Annotated in this window: 18 protein-coding genes and 1 pseudogene; 15 read left to right on the top strand and 4 right to left on the bottom strand. The window is 58.2% G+C overall.

What is annotated here, in order from left to right; all coding sequences use genetic code 11:
- Positions 1-77 precede the first annotated feature (77 nt).
- The 8 genes and pseudogenes from rodZ (at position 78) to ACWYRJ_RS01855 (ending at position 9,131) form a co-directional block, all read left to right on the top strand.
- On the top strand, positions 78-1,091 hold the full coding sequence (gene rodZ / locus ACWYRJ_RS01890) for a cytoskeleton protein RodZ (RefSeq protein ID WP_111965151.1): 1,014 nt from the start codon (positions 78-80) through the stop codon (positions 1,089-1,091).
- 26 nt (positions 1,092-1,117) lie between these two features.
- Positions 1,118-2,236 carry a flavodoxin-dependent (E)-4-hydroxy-3-methylbut-2-enyl-diphosphate synthase gene (ispG, locus tag ACWYRJ_RS01885; RefSeq protein WP_047173885.1) on the top strand — a complete coding sequence of 373 codons (1,119 nt, stop codon included), beginning with the start codon at positions 1,118-1,120 and terminating at the stop codon, positions 2,234-2,236.
- Positions 2,237-2,316: 80 nt separating this feature from the next.
- On the top strand, positions 2,317-3,591 hold the full coding sequence (hisS, locus tag ACWYRJ_RS01880) for a histidine--tRNA ligase (protein ID WP_032622984.1): 1,275 nt from the start codon (positions 2,317-2,319) through the stop codon (positions 3,589-3,591).
- A gap of 13 nt (positions 3,592-3,604) precedes the next feature.
- Positions 3,605-4,225: a YfgM family protein gene (locus ACWYRJ_RS01875; protein WP_047173886.1), complete on the top strand. Its 621-nt coding sequence runs from the start codon at positions 3,605-3,607 to the stop codon at positions 4,223-4,225.
- Positions 4,226-4,235: 10 nt separating this feature from the next.
- Positions 4,236-5,414 (top strand): outer membrane protein assembly factor BamB, encoded by a 1,179-nt coding sequence (bamB, locus tag ACWYRJ_RS01870; protein ID WP_008502135.1) that lies wholly within the window; start codon positions 4,236-4,238, stop codon positions 5,412-5,414.
- 112 nt (positions 5,415-5,526) lie between these two features.
- The gene (der, locus tag ACWYRJ_RS01865; protein WP_455507314.1) at positions 5,527-7,002 is read left to right on the top strand and encodes a ribosome biogenesis GTPase Der; all 1,476 of its coding nucleotides are present in this window, start codon (positions 5,527-5,529) and stop codon (positions 7,000-7,002) included.
- 300 nt (positions 7,003-7,302) lie between these two features.
- Positions 7,303-8,851: pseudogene (locus ACWYRJ_RS01860) on the top strand (peptide MFS transporter).
- Positions 8,852-8,909: 58 nt separating this feature from the next.
- The gene (locus ACWYRJ_RS01855; protein WP_248174874.1) at positions 8,910-9,131 is read left to right on the top strand and encodes a zinc ribbon domain-containing protein; all 222 of its coding nucleotides are present in this window, start codon (positions 8,910-8,912) and stop codon (positions 9,129-9,131) included.
- On the opposite strand, the gene ACWYRJ_RS01850 is transcribed toward ACWYRJ_RS01855, so the two are convergent.
- The 3 genes from ACWYRJ_RS01850 to xseA are packed head-to-tail and all read right to left on the bottom strand — an operon-like array spanning position 9,128 to position 11,930.
- Positions 9,128-9,478 (bottom strand): protealysin inhibitor emfourin, encoded by a 351-nt coding sequence (locus ACWYRJ_RS01850; RefSeq protein ID WP_006811517.1) that lies wholly within the window; start codon positions 9,476-9,478, stop codon positions 9,128-9,130. The genes ACWYRJ_RS01855 and ACWYRJ_RS01850 overlap by 4 nt on opposite strands.
- Positions 9,479-10,498 (bottom strand): M4 family metallopeptidase, encoded by a 1,020-nt coding sequence (locus ACWYRJ_RS01845; protein WP_455507313.1) that lies wholly within the window; start codon positions 10,496-10,498, stop codon positions 9,479-9,481.
- A gap of 58 nt (positions 10,499-10,556) precedes the next feature.
- Positions 10,557-11,930, bottom strand: coding sequence for an exodeoxyribonuclease VII large subunit (gene xseA / locus ACWYRJ_RS01840; protein WP_455507312.1), 1,374 nt, complete (start codon positions 11,928-11,930; stop codon positions 10,557-10,559).
- Positions 11,931-12,088: 158 nt separating this feature from the next.
- Between xseA and guaB the strand changes: the two genes are divergently transcribed.
- Positions 12,089-13,555, top strand: coding sequence for an IMP dehydrogenase (guaB, locus tag ACWYRJ_RS01835; RefSeq protein ID WP_008502128.1), 1,467 nt, complete (start codon positions 12,089-12,091; stop codon positions 13,553-13,555).
- Between the two features lie 67 nt (positions 13,556-13,622).
- Positions 13,623-15,200 (top strand): glutamine-hydrolyzing GMP synthase, encoded by a 1,578-nt coding sequence (guaA, locus tag ACWYRJ_RS01830; protein ID WP_045371072.1) that lies wholly within the window; start codon positions 13,623-13,625, stop codon positions 15,198-15,200.
- A gap of 55 nt (positions 15,201-15,255) precedes the next feature.
- Here guaA and ACWYRJ_RS01825 read toward each other — a convergent pair whose 3' ends face one another.
- The gene (locus ACWYRJ_RS01825; RefSeq protein WP_223580173.1) at positions 15,256-16,086 is read right to left on the bottom strand and encodes a MurR/RpiR family transcriptional regulator; all 831 of its coding nucleotides are present in this window, start codon (positions 16,084-16,086) and stop codon (positions 15,256-15,258) included.
- 292 nt (positions 16,087-16,378) lie between these two features.
- Here ACWYRJ_RS01825 and ACWYRJ_RS01820 point away from each other — a divergent pair, with 292 nt between their 5' ends.
- The 5 genes from ACWYRJ_RS01820 to ACWYRJ_RS01800 all read left to right on the top strand — a co-directional run bounded on the left by ACWYRJ_RS01820 (position 16,379) and on the right by ACWYRJ_RS01800 (position 23,672).
- The gene (locus tag ACWYRJ_RS01820; RefSeq protein WP_455507311.1) at positions 16,379-17,884 is read left to right on the top strand and encodes a CoA-acylating methylmalonate-semialdehyde dehydrogenase; all 1,506 of its coding nucleotides are present in this window, start codon (positions 16,379-16,381) and stop codon (positions 17,882-17,884) included.
- Positions 17,885-17,895: 11 nt separating this feature from the next.
- The gene (gene iolD / locus ACWYRJ_RS01815; RefSeq protein ID WP_455507310.1) at positions 17,896-19,821 is read left to right on the top strand and encodes a 3D-(3,5/4)-trihydroxycyclohexane-1,2-dione acylhydrolase (decyclizing); all 1,926 of its coding nucleotides are present in this window, start codon (positions 17,896-17,898) and stop codon (positions 19,819-19,821) included.
- Positions 19,822-20,122: 301 nt separating this feature from the next.
- Entirely contained in the window at positions 20,123-21,109 is a 987-nt protein-coding gene (gene iolG, locus ACWYRJ_RS01810) for an inositol 2-dehydrogenase (protein ID WP_115875988.1), read from the top strand.
- A gap of 31 nt (positions 21,110-21,140) precedes the next feature.
- Positions 21,141-22,070, top strand: coding sequence for a sugar ABC transporter substrate-binding protein (locus tag ACWYRJ_RS01805; RefSeq protein ID WP_008502118.1), 930 nt, complete (start codon positions 21,141-21,143; stop codon positions 22,068-22,070).
- Positions 22,071-22,124: 54 nt separating this feature from the next.
- Positions 22,125-23,672, top strand: coding sequence for a sugar ABC transporter ATP-binding protein (locus ACWYRJ_RS01800; protein ID WP_025912800.1), 1,548 nt, complete (start codon positions 22,125-22,127; stop codon positions 23,670-23,672).
- Positions 23,673-23,675 lie beyond the last annotated feature (3 nt).

Below are 23,675 nucleotides of genomic sequence, written 5' to 3'. Positions count from 1 at the left end.
AAGTTTCGCGGTGCGGGTAGCATTGTGACTCACCGGCACCTGAACCCTTATTTTTCACGTACCAGTAGTTGTAGCGAATGAATACTGAAGCCACTCACGACCAACATGAAGCACTCTCCACTGGCGTTCGTCTTCGCAACGCCCGTGAACAACTCGGACTCAGCCAGCAAGCCGTTGCGGAACGCTTGTGCCTGAAGGTTTCCACGGTTCGCGATATTGAAGAAGATAAGGCACCTGCCGATCTGGCTTCAACGTTCTTGCGCGGTTATATCCGCTCTTACGCAAAACTGGTGCATATCCCCGAAAACGAATTACTGCCAATGATGGAGAAGCAGGCGCCGGTCCGTGCAGCAAAAGTTGCGCCGATGCAGACCTTCTCTCTGGGGAAACGTCGTAAAAAACGTGATGGCTGGCTGATGAGCTTTACCTGGCTGGTGCTGTTTGTGGTGATCGGTCTGACCGGTGCATGGTGGTGGCAAAACCACAAGGCGCAGCAGGAAGAGATCACCACCATGGCCGATCAATCGTCTGCTGAACTCAACCAGGCCGGAAATGATAACGCCCAGAGCGTGCCGCTGAATACCGACGGTGCGGCGTCCTCCAGCGAACCACAGACCGCAGCGCCAGACGCGTCTGCAACCGGTGCGGCACAGGCTCCTGCAGCAACGGCTGATACCACTGCGCCGCAGGCTCAGGATCAAAACGCGGTTGTTGCCCCTTCTCAGGCAAATGTTGATACGGCGGCGAACGCGCCTGCGGCTACTCAGCCTGCAGACAATACCGCAGCGTCTTTGCCAACCAGCCCGGCGGATACTGCGACAGCAGCCGATCCTAACGCACTGGTGATGAATTTCAGCGCCGACTGCTGGCTGGAAGTTACTGACGCGACAGGTAAAAAACTGTTCAGCGGCCTGCAGCGTAAAGATGGCACGTTAAATCTAATCGGCCAGGCTCCTTATAAACTTAAAATCGGCGCTCCGGCAGCGGTACAGATCCAGTATCAAGGAAAACCTGTCGACCTGAGCCGCTTTATCAGAACTAACCAGGTTGCACGTCTTACCGTTAATGCCGAACAATCAGCAGCACAGTAACAGACGGGCAACGCGGGAGATTTTTCATGCATAACCAGGCTCCGATTCAACGTAGAAAATCGAAACGGATTTACGTTGGGAATGTGCCAATCGGCGATGGGGCACCTATCGCCGTTCAGTCGATGACCAACACGCGCACCACCGATGTGGAAGCGACGGTCAACCAAATCAAAGCATTAGAGCGTGTAGGTGCGGACATTGTTCGCGTCTCCGTCCCGACCATGGATGCCGCAGAGGCGTTCAAACTGATCAAACAGCAGGTCAGCGTTCCGCTGGTGGCTGATATCCACTTCGACTACCGCATCGCACTGAAAGTGGCCGAATACGGCGTCGATTGCCTGCGTATTAACCCGGGCAACATCGGTAACGAAGAGCGTATCCGCATGGTCGTGGACTGCGCCCGCGATAAAAATATCCCTATCCGTATTGGCGTTAACGCCGGTTCCCTGGAAAAAGACCTGCAGGAAAAATACGGCGAGCCTACGCCACAGGCGCTGCTCGAATCCGCCATGCGTCATGTCGATCATCTCGATCGTCTTAACTTCGATCAATTCAAAGTCAGCGTAAAAGCGTCCGACGTGTTCCTGGCGGTAGAGTCTTATCGCCTGCTTGCAAAGCAGATCGACCAGCCTCTGCACCTCGGGATCACCGAAGCGGGCGGCCTGCGCAGCGGCTCTGTAAAATCCGCGATCGGTCTTGGACTGCTGCTCTCTGAAGGGATCGGTGACACGCTACGCGTCTCGCTGGCGGCCGATCCGGTCGAAGAGATCAAGGTCGGTTTCGATATCCTGAAGTCGCTGCGTATTCGCGCGCGTGGGATCAACTTCATTGCCTGCCCAACCTGCTCACGTCAGGAGTTTGATGTGATCGGGACGGTGAATGCCCTGGAGCAACGCCTGGAAGACATTATCACCCCGATGGACGTCTCCATCATCGGCTGTGTGGTAAACGGCCCGGGTGAAGCGCTGGTGTCAACCCTGGGCGTGACCGGCGGTAACAAGAAAAGTGGTCTCTATGAAGATGGCGTTCGTAAAGATCGTCTGGATAATAGCGACATGATCGACCAGCTTGAAGCCCGCATCCGCGCCAAAGCCGCCATGATGGACGAGACACAGCGTATCAGCATCCAGCAGGTTGAAAAATAACGTGATGGGAAGCGTGCCGCTTCCCATGTATGATTGAACCCATTCTTTGGGTTTTTTTTGTATATAGAAAGAGAATAAACGTGGCAAAAAACATTCAAGCCATCCGCGGCATGAACGATTATCTGCCTGGCGAAACCGCCATCTGGCAGCGCATTGAAGGCACGCTGAAGCAGGTGCTCGGCAGCTACGGTTACAGCGAAATCCGTTTGCCGATTGTAGAGCAGACCCCGTTATTCAAACGCGCGATCGGTGAAGTCACCGACGTGGTTGAAAAAGAGATGTACACCTTTGAGGACCGCAACGGCGACAGCCTGACCCTGCGTCCGGAAGGTACGGCGGGCTGCGTACGCGCCGGCATCGAACATGGTCTTCTGTACAATCAGGAGCAGCGCCTGTGGTATATCGGCCCGATGTTCCGCCACGAACGTCCTCAGAAAGGTCGTTATCGCCAGTTCAATCAGCTGGGTGTGGAAGTCTTTGGTCTGCAGGGCCCGGACATCGACGCCGAACTGATTATGCTGACCGCCCGCTGGTGGCGCGCCCTCGGTATCGCCGATCACGTTTCCCTTGAGCTGAACTCTATCGGTTCTCTGGAAGCCCGCGCTAACTACCGCGATGCGCTGGTGGCGTTCCTGGAACAGCATAAAGAGAAGCTGGACGAAGACTGCAAACGTCGCATGTACAGCAACCCGCTGCGCGTTCTGGATTCCAAAAACGCCGATGTTCAGGCTCTGCTGAACGATGCGCCTGCGCTGGGTGACTATCTGGATGAAGAATCTCGCGAACACTTCGCGGGCCTGTGCAAGCTGCTTGAAGCGGCTGGCATCGCCTACACCGTAAACCAGCGTTTGGTACGCGGTCTGGACTACTACAACCGTACCGTGTTTGAGTGGGTGACCACGAGCCTCGGCTCTCAGGGCACCGTGTGCGCGGGCGGTCGTTATGACGGTCTGGTAGAGCAACTTGGCGGTCGCGCAGCACCTGCTGTTGGCTTCGCGATGGGTCTTGAGCGACTTGTTTTGCTGGTTCAGGCAGTTAATCCGGAATTTAAAGCAGATTCCGTTGTCGATATATACCTGGTGGCCTCAGGCGCGGAAACGCAGTCTGCGGCGATGCAGCTTGCCGAACGCGTGCGCGATGCGCTGCCGGGCGTTAAGCTGATGACCAACCATGGCGGCGGCAACTTTAAAAAACAGTTTGCTCGTGCCGATAAGTGGGGCGCAAGTATTGCACTGGTGCTGGGTGAGTCCGAAGTGGCCAACGGCGAAGTGGTGGTGAAAGACCTGCGCTCTGGTGAGCAGACAACGGTAACGCAGGACGGCGTTGCGGCGCACTTGCGCACTCTATTGGGCTAAGGAGAAGGACTGCGTGGAAATTTACGAGAACGAACACGATCAGGTCGACGCGATTAAACGCTTCTTTGCTGAAAACGGCAAAGCGCTGGTTGTTGGGGTTATTTTAGGTGTCGGTGCGCTGGTGGGCTGGCGTTACTGGAACAATCATCAGGCGGATTCCGCGCGCGGCGCGTCCCTGTCCTATGAAAACACCGTGAGCGCAATTCGTGCCGATCAGCCGCAAACGCTGACGGCGGCAGAAAAATTTGCGGCTGACAACAAAAACACCTACGGTGCACTGGCTGCGCTGGAAGTGGCTCAGCAGTACGTTGATAAGAACGAACTGGATAAAGCCGCTGCACAGCTGTCTCAGGGCCTTGCTGCCGCCAGTGATGAAAACCTGAAAGCGGTGATCAATCTGCGCCTGGCACGTATTCAGGTTCAGCAGAAGAAAGCTGACGATGCGCTGAAAACGCTCGATACCATCAAAGGCGAAGGCTTTGCTGCCATCGTTGCCGATCTGCGCGGTGAAGCACTGCTGAGCAAAGGTGACAAAGCGGGCGCGCGTAAAGCGTGGCAAGCTGGCGTAGAGAGCAATGCTTCACCTGCGCTGAGCGAAATGATGCAGATGAAAATAAATAATTTGTCCGTCTGAGAGGGACCCGATGCAATTGCGTAAATTACTTCTGCCAGGACTGCTTTCTGTTACGTTATTGAGTGGTTGTTCACTGTTCAGTGGCGAAGAAGACGTTGTGAAAATGTCCCCACTGCCGACGGTTGAAAACCAGTTTACCCCATCCACCGCGTGGGATGTCTCCGTGGGCAATGGGATTGGTGATTTCTATTCCAACCTTCATCCTGCGTATGCAGACAGCGTTGTCTATGCCGCTGACCGCAAAGGTACCGTGAAAGCGGTGAACGCCGATGACGGGAAGGAAGTATGGTCCGTTAACCTGGCGGAAAAAGACGGCTGGTTCTCCCGTAAACCTGCACTGCTCTCTGGCGGTCTGACCGTTGCCGGTGGCCACGTCTACGTGGGTAGCGAAAAAGCGCAGGTTTATGCGCTGAACAGCAGCGACGGCTCCATTGCCTGGCAAACAACCGTGGCGGGTGAATCCCTGTCTCGTCCGGTGGTGAGCGACGGCCTGGTGCTGATTCATACCAGCAACGGCCAGCTGCAGGCGCTGAACGAAGCGGACGGCCTGGTGAAATGGACCGTTAACCTGGATATGCCTGCGCTCTCTCTGCGCGGCGAATCTGCCCCGGCTACCGCATTTGGTGCTGCCATTGTGGGCGGTGATAACGGTCGCGTGAGTGCAGTGCTGATGCAGCAGGGCCAGATGATCTGGCAGCAGCGTATCTCTCAGGCCACTGGCTCAACGGAAATTGACCGTCTGAGCGACGTGGATACAACGCCTGTTATCGTTAACGGTGTGGTTTACGCCCTGGCCTATAACGGCAACCTGACCGCGCTGGATCTGCGCAGCGGCCAGATCATGTGGAAACGTGAGCTGGGCTCGGTGAACGATTTCATCGTTGAGGGTAACCGTATTTATATGGTTGACCAGAACGACCGTCTGCTGGCCCTGAGCACCGAAGGCGGCGTAACGCTGTGGACGCAAAGCGACCTGCTGCACCGTCTCCTGACCGCACCGGCGCTGTACAACGGTAGCCTGGTTGTCGGCGACAGCGAAGGGTATATGCACTGGATCGATCCGGATAACGGCCGCTTTGTTGCGCAGCAAAAAGTCGACAGCTCTGGTTTCCTGACCGATCCGGTTGTGGCCGACGGCAAACTGCTGATTCAGGCAAAAGACGGCACGCTGTACGCGATCACGCGTTAATTACCCGGCGGTTGTAGTATACTAAACGGCTCCTGTTCACTCAGGAGCCGTTTTGACATTTTTAAAAACGCCGCGAAAGCGACGTTATTTTGAATTTTATGAGGCTTCAAACATGGTACCTGTGGTCGCGCTTGTCGGGCGCCCTAACGTTGGAAAATCCACTCTTTTTAACCGTTTAACACGCACCCGTGATGCGCTGGTTGCGGATTTCCCGGGGCTGACGCGTGACCGTAAGTACGGTCGTGCAGAGGTGGAAGGACGCGAGTTCATCTGTATTGATACCGGTGGTATTGACGGAACAGAAGACGGCGTGGAAACCCGCATGGCGGAACAGTCGCTGCTGGCGATTGAAGAAGCGGACGTGGTGCTGTTCATGGTGGATGCGCGCGCTGGCCTGATGCCGGCGGACTCCGCTATCGCTAAACACCTGCGTTCACGCGAAAAACCAACCTTCCTGGTGGCTAACAAAACCGACGGCATCGATGCCGATCAGGCCGTCGCGGATTTCTGGTCTCTGGGCCTGGGTGAAATCTACCCGATTGCGGCATCGCATGGCCGTGGCGTTACCAGCCTGCTGGAAACCGTTCTGCTGCCGTGGGTTGACGAAGTGAACCCGCCGGAAGAGGTGGACGAAGACGCTGAATACTGGGCGCAGTTTGAAGACGCAGAAGAGGGCGAAGAAGAAGAGCCTGAAGACGACTTCAACCCGCAGGATCTGCCGATCAAGCTGGCTATCGTCGGTCGTCCAAACGTAGGTAAGTCTACGCTTACTAACCGTATTCTGGGCGAAGAGCGCGTGGTCGTTTATGACATGCCGGGCACCACCCGCGACAGCATCTACATCCCGATGCAGCGCGATGAGCGTGAATATGTTCTCATCGACACCGCCGGGGTGCGTAAGCGCGGGAAAATCACCGATGTGGTGGAGAAATTCTCCGTTATCAAAACCCTGCAGGCGATCGAAGATGCTAACGTAGTGCTGCTCGTCATCGACGCACGCGAAGGGATCTCCGATCAGGACCTCTCTCTGCTCGGCTTTATCCTCAATAGTGGGCGCTCACTGGTTATAGTGGTCAACAAGTGGGATGGCCTGAGCAACGAAGTGCGCGAGCAGGTGAAAGAGACCCTCGACTTCCGTCTGGGCTTTATCGACTTTGCCCGCGTGCACTTTATCTCTGCGCTGCACGGCAGCGGTGTGGGTAACCTGTTCGAATCCGTGCGCGAAGCGTACGACAGCTCCACCCGTCGTCAGAGCACCGCCATGCTGACCCGTATCATGAATATGGCTGCGGAAGACCATCAGCCGCCGCTGGTGCGCGGTCGTCGCGTGAAGCTGAAATACGCCCACGCCGGTGGTTATAACCCGCCAATCGTGGTGATCCACGGCAACCAGGTGAAAGACCTGCCGGACTCCTACAAGCGCTACCTGATGAACTACTTCCGTAAATCGCTGGACGTGATGGGCACGCCTATCCGTATCCAGTTTAAGGAAGGGGAAAACCCGTTCGCCAACAAGCGCAACACCCTGACGCCAAACCAGATGCGTAAGCGTAAGCGCCTGATCAAACACATTAAGAAAAGCAAATAAGCTTTGCTGCTCTCACGAAAGCCCGCGAATATCGCGGGCTTTTTTTTACCCAATCATACCGCCGGTTTTCTCTGTGTGAAGTCAATCACTATTCACTTTTAACCATGTTTAAATCTAAGAAAGTAGACAATCGTCGAATTTTCATCTTAAAGTCCAGGGTCCGGTACTAGACAAAACTAGCGCCTGGTTATCAAATGGTTAACTAACTTTTCGCCGCATGTAAAAAATCGGCCAGATACGTAACTGGCCGGCGTACCTGCTGGTGTTTACAAGCACGACGACATACCTTTCGGGAGAATTATGCAATCCACTGTTAATCAAAAAGAGAGCCGAACGTTCTTTGGCCACCCGTATCCGCTCGGTTCGTTGTTCTTCACCGAGATGTGGGAGCGTTTCTCGTTTTACGGCATTCGTCCGTTACTGATCCTGTTTATGGCCGCCACCGTCTATGACGGCGGGATGGGCCTGGCGCGTGAAAACGCCTCGGCGATTGTCGGTATCTTTGCCGGTACCATGTACCTGGCCGCGCTGCCGGGCGGCTGGCTGGCGGATAACTGGCTCGGTCAGCAGAGAGCCGTCTGGTACGGTTCGATTCTGATTGCGCTCGGTCACCTGTCGATTGCGCTCTCGGCGGTGATGGGGAACAACCTGTTCTTTATCGGCCTGATGTTCATCGTGCTCGGCTCCGGGCTGTTTAAGACCTGTATCTCGGTAATGGTCGGTACCCTGTATAAAAAAGGCGACGCGCGTCGTGACGGCGGTTTCTCGCTGTTCTACATGGGCATCAACATGGGCTCGTTCATCGCGCCGCTGATTTCCGGCTGGCTGATTAAAACCCACGGCTGGCACTGGGGCTTTGGCATTGGCGGTATCGGGATGCTGGTAGCGCTGATTATCTTCCGCGTGTTTGCCGTTCCGGCCATGAAACGCTATGACGGAGAAGTTGGCCTCGACTCTACCTGGAACAGCCCGGTGGTGAAGCGTAACGGCGTGGGCGTTTGGCTACTGGCGCTGGCGGCAGGCGGCAGGCGTGGCAACGCTCGTGACGCTGATTGCGCAGGGCGTGATTGTGATTAACCCGGTCGCGGTAGCCAGCGTGCTGGTCTACGTGATTGCGGCATCCGTTGCCCTCTACTTTATTTATCTGTTTGTTTTTGCAGGCCTGAACCGTAAAGAGCGCGCCAGGCTGCTGGTCTGCTTTATTCTGCTGATCTCCGCGGCGTTCTTCTGGTCCGCGTTTGAACAGAAGCCAACCTCGTTCAACCTGTTTGCCAACGACTACACTAACCGCATGATCGGCGATTTCGAAATCCCGGCGGTGTGGTTCCAGTCAATCAACGCCCTGTTCATCATCCTGCTGGCACCGGTGTTCAGCTGGGCGTGGCCGAAGCTGGCGAGCATGAACATTCGTCCGAGCAGCATCACCAAGTTTGTTATCGGTATTCTGTGTGCCGCAGCGGGCTTTGGCCTGATGATGCTGGCGGCACAGAACGTGCTGAGCAGCGGTGGGGCGGGCGTATCGCCGTTCTGGCTGGTGGGCAGCATCCTGATGTTGACGCTCGGCGAACTGTGTCTAAGCCCGATTGGCCTGGCGACCATGACGCTGCTTGCGCCCGAAAGAATGCGCGGCCAGATGATGGGGCTGTGGTTCTGTGCGAGCGCGCTGGGTAACCTGGCGGCGGGTCTGATTGGCGGCCACGTGAAGGCCGACCAGCTTGATATGCTGCCGGATCTCTTTGCGCGTTGCTCCATCGCGCTGCTGATTTGTGCTGCGGTACTGATCGTCCTCATTGTTCCGGTACGCCGCATGCTGGAAAATGCGCAGACTAAACCGGCAACTGAAGCCTGATAAAATTCACCCTGGCGGGGCAGTTATCTTGCCCCGATAAAACCCAACAGGAGAGAATATGACGATTACCTGCCCGGATTGCCGGGCACCGCTTGAGCCCCTGAACGGGGTGGCACACTGCGAAAGCTGTAATAAAGATATTGTGCTTGAAGCCCGCTGCCCGGAGTGCCATCAGCCACTCCAGGTCTTAAAAGCCTGCGGGGCGGTGGATTATTTCTGCCAGAACGGCCACGGCCTTATCTCTAAAAAACGCGTGGAGTTCGTTCGGGCCGAAGGTTAATCGCACACGCATCCTTCGCCTTTCTGCCACAGCTCGACCAGCGACTCGGGCGCTTCCTGCTCCGGTACCAACACGATGATATCGGCGTAGTGCGCCTGATTTTGCCCGGTCCAGATAATCTGGATGCGGAAATAGCGCTGGTCGCCGCTGCCGGGTGACGAGGCCTGTCCCGGCGGCTGACCGCGCGGAAAGGCCTGCTCCAGGATGCTTACCAGGCGCTGGCGCTGGGCCTCATTGAGCGAGGAGAGCGCGATGGTGCGCTGTCCGCTCAGCTTGGGAATAAAAGCGACGCCGCCTTCCCGGGCCAGCTCAACAACGGCGTCATCCGTCAGTTCCGGAACCTGCATTTACAACACTCCCACCTGTTCCCAGGCTTGTTTAATGGCCGCCCCCACGTCTCCGCCGGAACGTTTCTCTCCGTGCGCGATCGTCAGTTTTGCGAAGGCCTCAAAATCCGCATCCTGCGCCAGATTGCGATCGCAAACCGTGTCGTACCAGGCATAACCCGCTTTTTCCCAGGCGTAGCCGCCGATCGCCGTTGCCGCCAGATAAAATGCCCGGTTGGGGATGCCGGAGTTCAGATGCACGCCGCCGTTATCCTCACGCGTTTTGATGAAATCTTTCATGTGTGCAGGCTGCGGGTCTTTGCCGAGCAGCGGATCGTTGTAGGCGGTGCCCGGTTCAGACATCGAGCGCAGCCCTTTGCCGTTGATGCCTTTTGCCAGTAATCCCTCACCAATCAGCCAGTCCGCTTTATCGGCGGTTTGCTTCAGATGGTATTGCTTCACCAGTGAGCCAAACACGTCCGACAGCGACTCGTTCAGCGCGCCGGACTGCTCAAAGTAGATAAGCCCGGCTTCGGTCTCGGTCACGCCGTGGCTCAGCTCGTGCGCCACGACGTCTATGGCGATGGTAAAGCGGTTAAATATTTCCCCGTCACCGTCGCCGAATACCATCTGCTGTCCGTTCCAGAAGGCGTTCTGATATTCCCGGCCATAGTGAACGGTGCCGGTTAAAATAAGCCCTTTATTATCGAGCGAATCGCGCTGATATTCTTTCCAGAAGAAATCATGGGTAATACCTAAATACTCGTAGGCCTCATCCACCGCTATATCGCCGTTCGACGGCTGGCCTTCGTAACGCACCTGCGTACCTGGTAGTTCCTGAGTCTGCTTCGCGTCGTAAATATCACGCTCAAGCTGCCCGGCTTTATTCACGTGCGGCGCAGCGGGTTTGCCGGGCATATGTGCCATCAGCGTCTGGACATGGGTTAAGGTCTGGCGGGCACAGCGCTGCTGCGGTTCGGAACCGCTTTCGATAATACGACGAAGAATATACGGCGGAATAACGCTATTAAGATGGGTCATGCTGCTCTCCTTATTAAAAAAGGGAATAGCAGCAGTATAGTAAGTAACCGGCGAAGAATTATCCGGTTTTACGCTGACGCGTTTTTTTCACCGGTTTAATTGATTTCACTTCGCTTTCTACCCAGCCGTCTGACAGGCGCGTCGTCAGCACATCGCCTGTACTCACCTGTTTGGTTTGCTTCAGCACTTTGCCGTCCGTCGCCGTCGTCACGCTATAGCCGCGCGCCAGCGTGGAGAGGGGGCTAACCGCTTCAAGGTGGGTCACCGCATTGCCAAAGCGTTCGCGGGTGGTGCTCAGTCGCGCACGGATAGTTTCCGCCAGACGATACTCCAGCTGCTGAATTCGCGTTTGCGCGCGATAAATTTTCGGCTGCGGGTTCTGCTGGTTCAGGCGCTGGGTCGCGCGCTGCTGGCGCGATATCGCGCGCTTAAGCTGCGCGTCCACCGCAACGTTCATGCGCTGACGCAGACGTTCCAGAACGGTCTGCTGACGCGCCAGACGCAGCTGCGGGTGCTGCTGCTGTAGACGGTGGTGAAGCTGGGTAAAGCGCCGGGTCCGGTTGGCGAGGTAGTAGTCCATCGCCATCTCAAGACGCTGCTGGCCGTTCTGAATCTGACGCAGCAGCTCCCGCTGGTTGCGGCTGACCACTTCCGCCGCCGCGGACGGCGTCGGCGCGCGGAGATCCGCGACAAAATCGGCGATCGTTACGTCCGTTTCGTGGCCGACGGCGCTCACCACGGGGATCTGACTTGCAAAGATTGCCCGCGCCACGCGCTCGTCGTTAAAGCTCCACAAGTCTTCCAGCGAGCCGCCGCCGCGTCCGACGATTAAGACGTCGCACTCCTGACGCGCGTTCGCCAGCTCAATGGCGCGCACAATCTGGCCCGGCGCATCTTCACCCTGCACGGCGGTCGGGTAGATGATGACGGGCAGGGAAGGGTCGCGACGCTTCAGGACGTGCAAAATATCGTGCAGTGCAGCACCGGTTTTCGAGGTGATGACCCCAACGCAGTGGGCGGGGGAGGGCAGCGTCTTTTTGTACTGCTGGTCGAACAGCCCCTCGGCAGAAAGCCGTGTTTTTAACTGTTCATACTTCTGCTGCAGCAGGCCTTCGCCCGCAGGCTGCATGCTCTCGACGATAATCTGATAGTCGCCGCGCGGCTCATACAGGGTGATATTGGCGCGAACCAGAACCTGCTGGCCGTGCTGAGGGCGAAACGTCACGCGACGGTTGCTATTGCGGAACATTGCGCAGCGCACCTGGGCGGTGTCGTCTTTTAAGGTAAAGTACCAGTGACCGGAGGACGGCTGCGTGAAGTTAGAGATCTCACCGCTGATCCAGACCTGCCCCATTTCCTGTTCAAGCAGCAAACGCACCGTCTGATTCAGGCGGCTGACGGTATAAATTGAGGGGGATTGAGAGGATAACATGTGAGCGGGATCAAATTCTAAATCAGCAAGTTATTCAGTCGATAGTAACCTGCTGAGAGGCAATCGCAAGCTTTTTTATAAAAAAGTGTAGATGCAATCGGTTACGCTCTGTATAATGCCACGGCAATATTTAACCACCCAGGTCAGAGATATTGCCCATGCTACGTATCGCTAAAGAAGCACTGACGTTTGACGACGTCCTCCTCGTTCCCGCTCACTCCACCGTTCTGCCGAATACTGCCGACCTCAGCACGCAGTTGACGAAAACCATTCGCCTGAACATTCCTATGCTCTCTGCGGCAATGGACACCGTGACTGAAGCGCGCCTGGCTATTGCCCTGGCACAGGAAGGCGGCATTGGCTTTATCCACAAAAACATGTCCATCGAACGTCAGGCAGAAGAAGTTCGCCGCGTGAAGAAGCATGAATCCGGCATCGTGTCTGACCCACAGACCGTTCTGCCAACCACCACCCTGCACGAAGTGAAAGCCCTGACCGAGCGTAACGGCTTCGCCGGTTACCCGGTGGTGACCGAAGAGAACGAACTGGTTGGTATTATTACCGGTCGTGACGTGCGTTTCGTGACTGACCTGAACCAGCCTGTTAGCGTGTACATGACGCCAAAAGAGCGTCTGGTTACCGTTCGCGAAGGTGAAACCCGCGACGTGGTGCTGGCAAAAATGCACGAAAAACGTGTTGAAAAAGCGCTGGTTGTTGACAGCAACTTCCACCTGCGCGGCATGATCACCGTTAAAGATTTCCAGAAAGCAGAACGTAAGCCTAACGCCTGTAAAGACGAGCATGGCCGTCTGCGCGTCGGCGCTGCGGTTGGCGCAGGTGCCGGTAACGAAGAGCGCGTTGACGCGCTGGTTGCTGCGGGCGTTGACGTCCTGCTGATTGACTCCTCTCACGGCCACTCCGAAGGCGTTCTGCAGCGTATCCGTGACACCCGTGCCAAATACCCTGACCTGCAGATCATCGGCGGTAACGTGGCGACGGGCGCAGGCGCTCGTGCGCTGGCTGACGCCGGCTGCAGCGCGGTGAAAGTGGGTATCGGCCCTGGCTCTATCTGTACCACGCGTATCGTGACCGGCGTGGGCGTTCCGCAGATCACCGCGGTCTCTGACGCGGTTGAAGCGCTGGAAGGCACCGGTATTCCGGTTATCGCTGACGGCGGTATCCGCTTCTCTGGCGACATCGCGAAAGCGATCGCAGCGGGCGCAGCTGCCGTAATGGTAGGCTCCATGCTGGCCGGTACCGAAGAATCCCCGGGTGAAATCGAACTCTACCAGGGCCGTTCTTACAAATCTTACCGCGGGATGGGCTCCCTGGGCGCGATGTCCAAAGGCTCCTCTGACCGTTACTTCCAGACCGATAACGCCGCAGACAAACTGGTGCCGGAAGGTATCGAAGGTCGCGTTGCCTATAAAGGCCGTCTGAAAGAGATCATTCACCAGCAGATGGGCGGCCTGCGCTCCTGTATGGGTCTGACCGGCTGTGGTACCATTGACCTGCTGCGTACTAAAGCGGAATTCGTACGCATCAGCGGTGCGGGTATCCAGGAGAGCCACGTTCACGACGTGACGATCACCAAAGAGTCCCCGAACTACCGTCTGGGCTCCTGATTAATTTCCGCGCCCGGCTTCTGCCGGGCGCTCTGTTTTTGTTTCACTTGCCTCGGAATTAGCGTCAATGACGGAAAACATTCATAAACATCGCATTCTCATCCTGGACTTTGGTTCTCAGTACACTCAGCTGGTGGCGCGTCGCGTACGTGAACTGGGCGTTTACTGTGAACTGTGGGCGTGGGATGTCACGGAAGCACAGATTCGCGAATTCAATCCAAGCGGCATCATCCTGTCCGGCGGCCCGGAAAGTACCACCGAAGAGAACAGCCCGCGTGCGCCGCAGTACGTGTTCGAAGCTGGCGTGCCGGTATTTGGCGTTTGCTACGGTATGCAGACCATGGCAATGCAGCTGGGCGGCCACGTAGAAGGCTCCAGCGAGCGCGAGTTCGGCTATGCGCAGGTTGAAGTGGTTAACGACAGCGCGCTGGTGCGCGGTATCGAAGACTCCCTGACCGCAGACGGCAAACCGCTGCTGGACGTGTGGATGAGCCACGGCGACAAAGTTACCGCCATCCCGTCCGACTTCGTTACCGTTGCCAGCACCGAAAGCTGCCCGTTTGCCATCATGGCGAACGAAGAAAAACGCTTCTACGGCGTGCAGTTCCACCCGGAAGTGACCCACACCCGTCAGGGTATGCGTATGCTGGAGCGCTTCGTGCGCGACATCTGCCAGTGTGAAGCCCTGTGGACCCCGGCAAAAATCATCGACGACGCCGTTGAGCGTATCCGCCAGCAGGTTGGCGATGACAAAGTGATCCTCGGCCTCTCCGGCGGCGTAGACTCCTCCGTGACCGCGATGCTGCTGCACCGCGCCATCGGCAAAAACCTGACCTGCGTCTTCGTGGACAACGGTCTGCTGCGTCTGAACGAAGCCCAGCAGGTTATGGACATGTTTGGCGACCACTTCGGTCTGAACATCGTTCACGTGGAAGGCGAGCAGCGCTTCCTGGACGCGCTGAAAGGCGAGAACGATCCGGAAGCAAAACGTAAGATCATCGGCCGCGTGTTCGTGGAAGTGTTCGACGAAGAAGCGCTCAAGCTGGAAGACGTGAAGTGGCTGGCGCAGGGCACCATCTATCCGGACGTGATCGAGTCTGCGGCTTCCGCTACCGGTAAAGCGCACGTTATCAAATCTCACCACAACGTGGGCGGCCTGCCGAAAGAGATGAAGATGGGCCTGGTTGAACCGCTGCGCGAGCTGTTCAAAGACGAAGTGCGTAAGATCGGTCTGGAACTGGGTCTGCCGTACGACATGCTCTACCGTCACCCGTTCCCGGGCCCGGGTCTTGGCGTGCGCGTGCTGGGTGAAGTGAAGAAAGAGTACTGCGATCTGCTGCGTCGCGCGGACGCGATCTTCATCGAAGAGCTGCACAAAGCTGACCTGTACAACAAGGTAAGCCAGGCGTTCACCGTGTTCCTGCCGGTTCGCTCCGTCGGCGTCATGGGCGATGGCCGTAAGTACGACTGGGTTGTTTCCCTGCGTGCAGTGGAAACCATCGACTTCATGACTGCGCACTGGGCGCACCTGCCGTATGACTTCCTGGGACGTGTGTCTAACCGCATCATCAACGAAGTGAATGGTATTTCCCGCGTGGTGTATGACATCAGCGGTAAGCCACCGGCTACGATTGAGTGGGAATAATTTCCCTCTGAATTAACCCAAAACCCTCTGCCCGTGCAGGGGGTTTTTTATTTTCCTATTTCCCTTCACCCAGCCGATACGCCAGCGCCACCACCAGCGACTGCGTCAGGCACAGCGTTGCTGACTGTGACCGGAACGCATCCACCTGCGCCTCTTTCACCACAAAGCAGAGGTCGCTGAACGTCGCCAGGGGGCTTATCTGGCTGTCCGTAATCACGATCTGCCGCGCGCCGACGCTGGCGGCGGTTTCGCTGACCATCACCGTCTCTTCCGCGTACGGCGAGAAGCTGATCGACACCACGATGTCGCGCGCCTTAATGCGGCTGATCTGTTCGCGCAGCATCCCGCCCATGCCGTCGAGCAGGATAGGGCGGCACTCCAGATGGCTCAGGGCATAGGTGAGGTACGCGGCGACGCTAAAGGAGCGGCGCAGTCCGGCGATGTAGATGGTGTCGGCGTCGGCCAGCAGCTGTACCGCGCGCTCCAGCATCTCCGGCTCGGCGCGGGCGGCCAGCTGCTGCAGCGCCTGCGCGTTCGAGCGGGCAAACTCCTGCAGGATATCGAGCGGCGTTTCCGGCACGGCCTCGCTCTCCATCTCGCGGAACAGCCGGGCGCGGTCGCTGTAGCTGGCGGTCTCCTCTACCAGGTTCATGCGAAACAGCTGTTTCATTTCGTTGAAGCCGGTGAAGTCAAAGGCGTTAGCAAAGCGGATTAGCGTCGAGGGCGGCACGTCGGCGCGTTCTGCAATGACGGCAACCGTATCAAAGGCCACGCTGTTGGTGTTGTCCAGCACGTAGCGGGAGACCTGCTGCAGCCTCTTGCTCAGGCTATCGTAGCGATCGCGGATTTGCTGCTGCAGTTCGTTCAGGCTGGTTGCTGTCGTCATCTTATCCCCCAAATACAGTCTTATGATTCTAAACGCAAAACCGCGTCTTTTAAATATCGGCCATCCATCTGGCAGCAAAAATGAAACAGAAGATTCAGTCATTTCCTCGCCCGAGATCCCTTAATAGCGCACGTGGCGTCAGTGGTGCTGGCTGTTAACATAAAAATCCATCCTTGATCACAATAATCATCATTTATTTTATTTCAACTTAAAATGGAATATTTGTTTCATGTATAGTGTTCAGTACACAGCGTTCAGGTAACAGTCACGAATCAACAGCGAGAGGTTAAGGATGGAGACGGTAGCGAATTTTATTCACGGCGAATGTGTCACCGGTTCAGGCCAGCGCGTTCAGGCGATCTTCAACCCGGCCACCGGCGAGCAGATCCGCCAGGTGGTGATGAGTACGGCACAGGAAACGGAGCAGGCGATTGCCGCCGCGCAGCAGGCGTTTCCGGCGTGGGCGCGTCATGCTCCGCTTAAGCGCGCGCGCATGATGTTCCGCTTCAAAGCGCTGCTTGAAGAGAACATGGATCGGCTGGCCCGCCTCATCAGCGAAGAGCACGGCAAGGTCTTCTCCGACGCGGTGGGCGAACTGACCCGCGGTCTGGAAGTGGTGGAGTTTGCCTGCGGTATTCCGCATCTGCAAAAGGGTGAACACTCGGCGAACGTCGGCACGGGCGTCGACAGCCACTCGCTCATGCAGCCGCTCGGCGTCTGCGCCGGGATCACGCCGTTTAACTTCCCGGCGATGGTGCCGATGTGGATGTTCCCGATTGCGCTGGCGACCGGGAATACCTTCGTGCTGAAACCGTCGGAAAAAGATCCTTCTCTGGCGCTCGCGCTGGCGCAGCTGCTGAAAGAGGCCGGCCTGCCGGACGGCGTCTTCAACGTGGTGCAGGGCGATAAAGAGTCCGTTGACGTGCTCCTGACCGACCCGCGCGTGCAGGCGGTGAGCTTTGTCGGCTCCACGCCGATTGCGGAATACATTTACCAGACCGCGTCCGCCCACGGCAAGCGCTGTCAGGCGCTGGGGGGCGCGAAAAACCACTGCATTTTGATGCCGGATGCCGACATGGAGATGGCGACCAACGCCATCATGGGCGCGGCCTACGGCGCGGCGGGGGAACGCTGCATGGCGCTCTCGGTAGTGCTGGCGGTAGGGGATAAAACCGCCGATGACCTCTGTACTCGGCTGGAGAAACAGATTGCCGCGCTGCGCGTCGGGCCGGGCCTGGACCAGTCGCCGGAAAACGAAATGGGGCCGCTCATCTCCTCCGCGCACCGCAGCAAGGTGCTGGGCTATATCGACAGCGGGGAAGCGCAGGGAGCAAAACTGCGCGTGGACGGTCGCGGCTTCAGCGTGAAGGGCCATGAGCAGGGCTACTTCGTTGGGCCGACGCTGTTCGATAACGTCACTCCTGAGATGACCATCTATAAAGAAGAGATTTTTGGCCCGGTGCTTTCTGTGGTGCGCGTAGCAGATTACGCCAGCGCGGTGGATCTGATTAACCGCCATGAATATGGTAATGGTTCGGCGATCTTCACCCGCGACGGCGGCTGCGCGCGCCGCTTCTGCGAAGAGGTGCAGGCGGGCATGGTGGGGGTCAACGTGCCGATTCCGGTGCCGATGGCATTCCACAGCTTCGGCGGCTGGAAGCGTTCCATCTTCGGTGCGCTCAACGTTCACGGCAGCGACGGCGTGCGTTTCTACACCCGAATGAAAACCATCACCGCGCGCTGGCCGGAAATGCAGCAGGAGACAGGCGCTGCGTTCTCCATGCCGACGCTGGGCTGACAGGAGGCGTTATGCAAACCGAACGTATGACCATGGCCCAGGCGCTGGTCCGGTTCCTTAATCAACAGTACGTTAGCGTGGATGGCGATGAAACTCCCTTCGTGGAGGGCGTCGCCACCATCTTTGGGCACGGCAACGTGCTGGGCATTGGCCAGGCGCTGGAGCAGGATCCCGGCCATCTGCAGGTGATGCAGGGCTGCAACGAGCAGGGCATCGCCCATATGGCGACGGGATTCGCCAAACAGCACCGCCGTCAGCGCATTTTTGCCGTCACCTCCTCCGTCGGGCCGGGTGCCGCCAATATGGTCACGGCGGCGGCAACCGCCACGGCGAACCGCATCCCGCTGCTGCTGCTCCCGGGCGATATCTACGCCAGCCGCCAGCCGGACCCGGTACTGCAGCAGATCGAGCAGTATCACGATCTCAGCATCAGCACCAACGACTGCTTCCGTCCGGTCTCCCGCTACTGGGACCGCATCTACCGTCCCGAGCAGTTGATGAGCGCAATGCTTAGCGCGATGCGAACGCTTACTGACCCGGCAGATACCGGTGCGGTTACGATTTGCCTGCCGCAGGACGTGCAGGGGGAAGCGTGGGATTACCCGCTAAGCTTCTTTGCGCGTCGCGTGCACCACATCGAGCGTCGTCCACCCGATCCGCAGCGTCTGGCGCAGGCGCGGGCGCTGATCGCCCGCAAGCGTCGCCCTCTGGTGGTGTGCGGCGGCGGGGTGCGTTATTCCGGCGCGCATGAGGCGTTTCGCGACTTTGTCGAGACGCTGCAGCTGCCGTTTGCCGAAACTCAGGCCGGAAAGGGGGCGCTGGTAAGTGACCACCCACTTAACCTCGGTGGCGTAGGGGTGACGGGCGGAATGGCGGCCAACCAGCTCGCGCCGCAGGCTGACCTGGTGATTGGCATCGGCACGCGCCTGACCGACTTTACCACCGGCTCCAAGGCACTCTTTTCCCATCCGGACGTCGAATTTCTGCTACTGAACGTGGCCGAGTTTGACGCTCTGAAGCTGGACGCTACGGCGCTGATTGCCGACGCTCAAACCGGACTCCAGGCATTGACCCACGCGCTCGGTGATTACCGCAGCGGCTGGGGAGAGGCGATCGCTGAGGCGAAATCCGCCTGGCGCGACGAGTGCCGTCGCCTGTGGGATCGCCAGTGGCGTCCGGACGACGCACCCGAAGTGGCGGGGCACCTGGATACGCAGCTGGCGGAGTACGGCAAGACGCTCAACACCCGCCTGACCCAGACGCGGGTGCTGGGGCTGATCAACCAGCATGTGGAAGATAACGCCATCGTGGTGGGCGCGGCCGGTTCGCTGCCGGGCGATTTACAGCGCCTCTGGCAGGTCAAAACGCCGGACAGCTATCACCTGGAGTACGGCTACTCCTGCATGGGGTACGAGATTGCGGCAGCCATCGGCGCGAAGCTTGCCCGACCCGAGCAGCCGGTATACGCCATGGTGGGGGATGGCTCCTACATGATGCTGCACTCCGAGCTGCAAACCGCGGTGCAGGAGGGCATTAAGGTCACCGTTCTGCTGTTTGATAATGCCAGCTTCGGCTGCATTAACAACCTGCAGATGGGGCACGGTATGGGCAGCTTTGGCACGGAAAACCGCCATCGCAACCCGGAAACCGGACGCCTTGACGGTCCGCTGGTGAAGGTCGATTTTGCGCAAAACGCGGAGAGCTACGGCTGCCGCGCGTGGCGGGTGCACGACGAGCAAAGCCTGCTGGCGGCGCTGGAGGCGTCACGCGCCCATCCGGGCCCGACGCTGCTGGACATCAAGGTGCTACCGAAGACCATGACCCACGACTACGCCTCCTGGTGGCGAACCGGTGATGCGCAGGTGGCGGAATCGTCTGCCGTGCGTGAAGCCGCGGAGCAAACGCAGGCGCAGGTGAAAAAAGCCCGTCAGTATTAAGTTTTTCCGCCGTAACGAAATTTTCATTTCATTTTTATTTTCCCCTCACCCCAGCCCTCTCCCCAAAGGGGAGAGGGAGAAAAGACCGCGCCGTACCGTCCCCTCTCCCCTTTGGGGAGAGAGTTATGGTGAGGGGCACATCTCCCGCGATGTTGTGAGATTGATAACAAAATTTATCTCATTCATCTCAAAAGTGTTAACCCGCACTCAAAAACATAATTTTCACTATTTATAAAAATGAAATAAATGTTTTATTTATAGGGTCGTTAGTTCACAGCATTCACCAACACCGGGAGCCGTTATGTTTAACATTGCTTTACTGGGCGCTGGCCGAATTGGCCAGGTACATGCAGCTAACATCGCCAGCCACGGCGCGACCACGCTCTGGTCCGTGGTTGACCCGAATCAGGAATTTGCCACCCGCCTCGCCACGCAGTATCAGGCCCGCCAGCAGAGCCTGGATGAAGCGATGACCGACCCTAACGTTCACGCCGTGCTGATCGCCTCTGCCACCGATACCCACGCGGACCTGATTGAAATGGCCGCCCGCCACGGCAAGGCCATCTTCTGTGAAAAGCCGGTACACCTCGACCTCGCCCGCGTGCGCGACTGCCTGAAGGTGGTCAAAGAGTATGACGTGCCGCTGTTCATTGGCTTTAATCGCCGCTTTGACCCGCAGTTCCGCCGCGTGAAAACCGACGCGCAGGCCGGGTGCATCGGCAAACTGGAATCGTTGCTCATTATCTCCCGCGACCCGTCTCCGCCGCCTGCGGAGTACGTGCGCGTTTCCGGCGGCATGTTCCGCGATATGACCATTCACGACTTTGACATGGCCCGCTTCATCATGGGCGAAGAGCCGGTGTCGGTGTATGCCCAGGGCAGTAACCTGGTCGATCCGGCGATTGGCGAGGCGGGGGACATCGATACCGCGTTTATCGTTCTGAAATACGCTTCCGGCGCGATGGCGACCATCGTCAACAGCCGCCGCTCATCTTACGGCTACGACCAGCGCCTGGAGCTGCACGGCTCCGAAGGGCTGCTGTGCGCGGGCAACATTCTGGAAAACCAGGTGCAGCACTACGGCAAACAGGGCTGCACCAGCGCGCTGCCGGAACACTTCTTCCTGCAGCGCTACAAATCCGCTTACGCCGCGGAATGGGAACACTTTGTCGCGGTCCTGCGCGGCGAAGCGGTGCCTGACTGCAGCGGCGATGATGGTGAACGTGCGCTGTACCTCGCGGATAAAGCGCTGGAGTCACTCCGCAGCCAGCGCGAGATCGTCCTCTAAACACAACTACCCTACACAGAGAGACATAATAATGAAAAAACTGATCGTAGCCGCCCTCATCGCCATGACGTCCGGGGCCGCCCTCGCCGAAAACGAGCAAATCGTTTTCAGTACGCCAAACCTGGCCATGCCGTTTGAAGTTCACATGCAGCGCACGGCGGTGAAAGCCGCAAAAGAGATGGGCGTGAAGCTTCAGGTACTGGACGGGCAGGGCAGCTCGCCGAAGCAGGTTGCTGACCTGGAAAATGCCATCACCCGCGGGGCGCAGGGCTTTATCGTTTCCCCGAACGATGTGAACGCGGTCTCCAGCGCGGTGGATGAAATTCAGGATGCGAAGCTGCCGGTGGTCACCCTTGACCGCTCCGTCGACAGCCAGAAGAAGGTGCCGCACTTTGGCGCCAACAACTACAAGGGCGGCCAGGCGATTGGCGACTTCGTTAAAACCAAATTCCCCGACGGGGCGGAGATCATTCTGCTGACCGGCCAGCCGGGCTCCTCCTCCAACATCGAACGCACCAAAGGGATCCGCGACAGCCTGAAGGCTGGCGGGGATAAGTACAAGATTGTCGCCGATCAGACCGGCAACTGGATGCGTTCTGAAGGGATGCGCATCGTGGAAAGCGTGCTGCCCTCGCTGCCGAAACGTCCTCAGGTGATCCTCTCCGCTAACGACGACATGGCGCTGGGGGCGATCGAAGCGCTGCAGAGCCAGGGCGTGAAGCCGGGCGAAATTCTGGTCACAGGCTTTGACGCGGTACCGGAAGCGCTGGCCCGCGTGCGCGACGGCTGGCTGGCGGTGACGGCGGACCAGCGTCCGGGCTTTGCGGTGCAGACGGCGATGAGCCAGCTGGTGGCCAACGTGCGCGAGAAGAAAGCCATCACCGGGGCCGACTACCCGCCGACGCTGATCACTAAAGAGAACCTGCAGCAGGCTGAGCGTATCGGTGAGGCCGGTAACTGATTTATCCGCAGCCGCCGCTGGCGCGGCGGCTCACTCTAAAGGAGGAGCAGACCGATGTCGCAACCCTTACTGAAAGTGACCGACCTGGCAAAAAGCTTTTCCGGCGTCTGGGCGTTAAGCAGCGCCCAGCTGACCGTCGGCGCGGGCGAGATCCACGCCCTGCTGGGGGAAAACGGGGCGGGTAAATCCACGCTGCTGAAGGCGCTCGCGGGGGCGCAGCCGCAAACCCGCGGGGATATCTGGTTCAACGGCGAAACGCTGCCGGTGGACGACTCCCCGGTGGAACGGCAGAACAAGGGCATTATCACCATCTACCAGGAATTTAATCTGCTGCCCAACATGACCGTCGCGGAAAACATGTTTCTCGGGCGCGAGCCGCGTAAACGCAATCTGATCGTCGACGAAAAGGCGGTAAATCAGGAAGCGCAGGTCATTCTCGACTATCTGCAGCTGAACGTTGCGCCGACCACGCCGGTCGCCCGTCTGAGCGTTGCCCAGCAGCAGATGGTGGAGATCGCCCGGGCGCTGACCCTCAACGCCAGGCTAATCATTATGGACGAACCTTCCGCCGCGCTGAGCGATAGCGAGGTGGAAAGCCTGCATCGCGTGGTGCGGGAGCTTAAAAACCGCGGCGTAAGCATTATTTATGTTACCCACCGTCTGCACGAAGTTTTCCAGCTCTGCGATCGCTTCACCGTTTTCCAGGACGGCCGCTTCACCGGCACCGGCGCGGTGGCGGAGACCAACGTCGAACAGCTGATCCGCCTGATGGTCGGTCGCGACGTGGCCTTTAACCGTCGCCCTGCCAGCGAAACGCATCATGAGGATAAACCCGTCCGCCTGGCGGTGAAGGGGCTGAGCCGCGAAAAGCCGCCGCTGGATCCGCACGGCATAGCCCTGCATGACATCAGCTTCCACGTTCACGCCGGGGAGGTCTTAGGCATTGCCGGACTGGTGGGCGCCGGGCGCACCGAAGTGGCCCGCTGCCTGTTTGGCGCGGACGCGTTTACCTCGGGCAGCTTTGAACTGGACGGCGTGCCGTACCAGCCGCGCGACCCGCTTTATGCGCTCGATCAGGGCGTGGCGCTGGTGCCGGAAGACCGCAAAAAAGAGGGGGCGGTGCTGGGGCTGTCGATTCGCGACAACCTGTCGCTCTCCTGCCTCTCTTCGCTGCTGCAGTGGCGCTGGTTCGTGAACACCCGCAAAGAGGACGATCTGATCGAGTCCTACCGCAAGGCGCTGCAGATCAAAATGGTCAACAGCGCGCAGGAGGTGCGCAAGCTCTCCGGTGGTAACCAGCAAAAGGTGATCCTCGCGCGCTGCATGGCGCTCAACCCGCGGGTGCTGATCGTAGATGAGCCGACGCGCGGCATTGACGTGGGGACCAAATCAGAAGTGCACCAGGTGCTGTTTGACATGGCGAAAAAGGGCGTGGCGGTGATCGTGATCTCCTCCGATCTGCCTGAAGTGATGGCGGTGTCAGACCGGATCATTACCCTGAGCGAAGGGCGAGTGACCGGCGAGATCCACGGTGACGACGCTAACGAAGAACGGCTGATGACGATGATGGCCATCAACCACAACGCCCTGAACGCGGCATAACGG

The organism is Enterobacter sp. (assembly GCF_977039595.1).
This window is presented reverse-complemented; position numbering and strand designations above follow the sequence as displayed.

Excerpts from the sequence above, each read along its gene's own strand:
- rodZ (WP_111965151.1), top strand. The coding sequence starts at position 78 with ATGAATACTGAAGCCACTCACGACCAACATGAAGCACTCTCCACTGGC.
- ispG (WP_047173885.1), top strand. The coding sequence starts at position 1,118 with ATGCATAACCAGGCTCCGATTCAACGTAGAAAATCGAAACGGATTTAC.
- bamB (WP_008502135.1), top strand. The coding sequence starts at position 4,236 with ATGCAATTGCGTAAATTACTTCTGCCAGGACTGCTTTCTGTTACGTTA.
- der (WP_455507314.1), top strand. The coding sequence starts at position 5,527 with ATGGTACCTGTGGTCGCGCTTGTCGGGCGCCCTAACGTTGGAAAATCC.
- ACWYRJ_RS01855 (WP_248174874.1), top strand. The coding sequence starts at position 8,910 with ATGACGATTACCTGCCCGGATTGCCGGGCACCGCTTGAGCCCCTGAAC.
- ACWYRJ_RS01850 (WP_006811517.1), bottom strand. The coding sequence starts at position 9,478 with ATGCAGGTTCCGGAACTGACGGATGACGCCGTTGTTGAGCTGGCCCGG.
- ACWYRJ_RS01845 (WP_455507313.1), bottom strand. The coding sequence starts at position 10,498 with ATGACCCATCTTAATAGCGTTATTCCGCCGTATATTCTTCGTCGTATT.
- xseA (WP_455507312.1), bottom strand. The coding sequence starts at position 11,930 with ATGTTATCCTCTCAATCCCCCTCAATTTATACCGTCAGCCGCCTGAAT.
- guaB (WP_008502128.1), top strand. The coding sequence starts at position 12,089 with ATGCTACGTATCGCTAAAGAAGCACTGACGTTTGACGACGTCCTCCTC.
- guaA (WP_045371072.1), top strand. The coding sequence starts at position 13,623 with ATGACGGAAAACATTCATAAACATCGCATTCTCATCCTGGACTTTGGT.
- ACWYRJ_RS01825 (WP_223580173.1), bottom strand. The coding sequence starts at position 16,086 with ATGACGACAGCAACCAGCCTGAACGAACTGCAGCAGCAAATCCGCGAT.
- ACWYRJ_RS01820 (WP_455507311.1), top strand. The coding sequence starts at position 16,379 with ATGGAGACGGTAGCGAATTTTATTCACGGCGAATGTGTCACCGGTTCA.
- iolD (WP_455507310.1), top strand. The coding sequence starts at position 17,896 with ATGCAAACCGAACGTATGACCATGGCCCAGGCGCTGGTCCGGTTCCTT.
- iolG (WP_115875988.1), top strand. The coding sequence starts at position 20,123 with ATGTTTAACATTGCTTTACTGGGCGCTGGCCGAATTGGCCAGGTACAT.
- ACWYRJ_RS01805 (WP_008502118.1), top strand. The coding sequence starts at position 21,141 with ATGAAAAAACTGATCGTAGCCGCCCTCATCGCCATGACGTCCGGGGCC.
- ACWYRJ_RS01800 (WP_025912800.1), top strand. The coding sequence starts at position 22,125 with ATGTCGCAACCCTTACTGAAAGTGACCGACCTGGCAAAAAGCTTTTCC.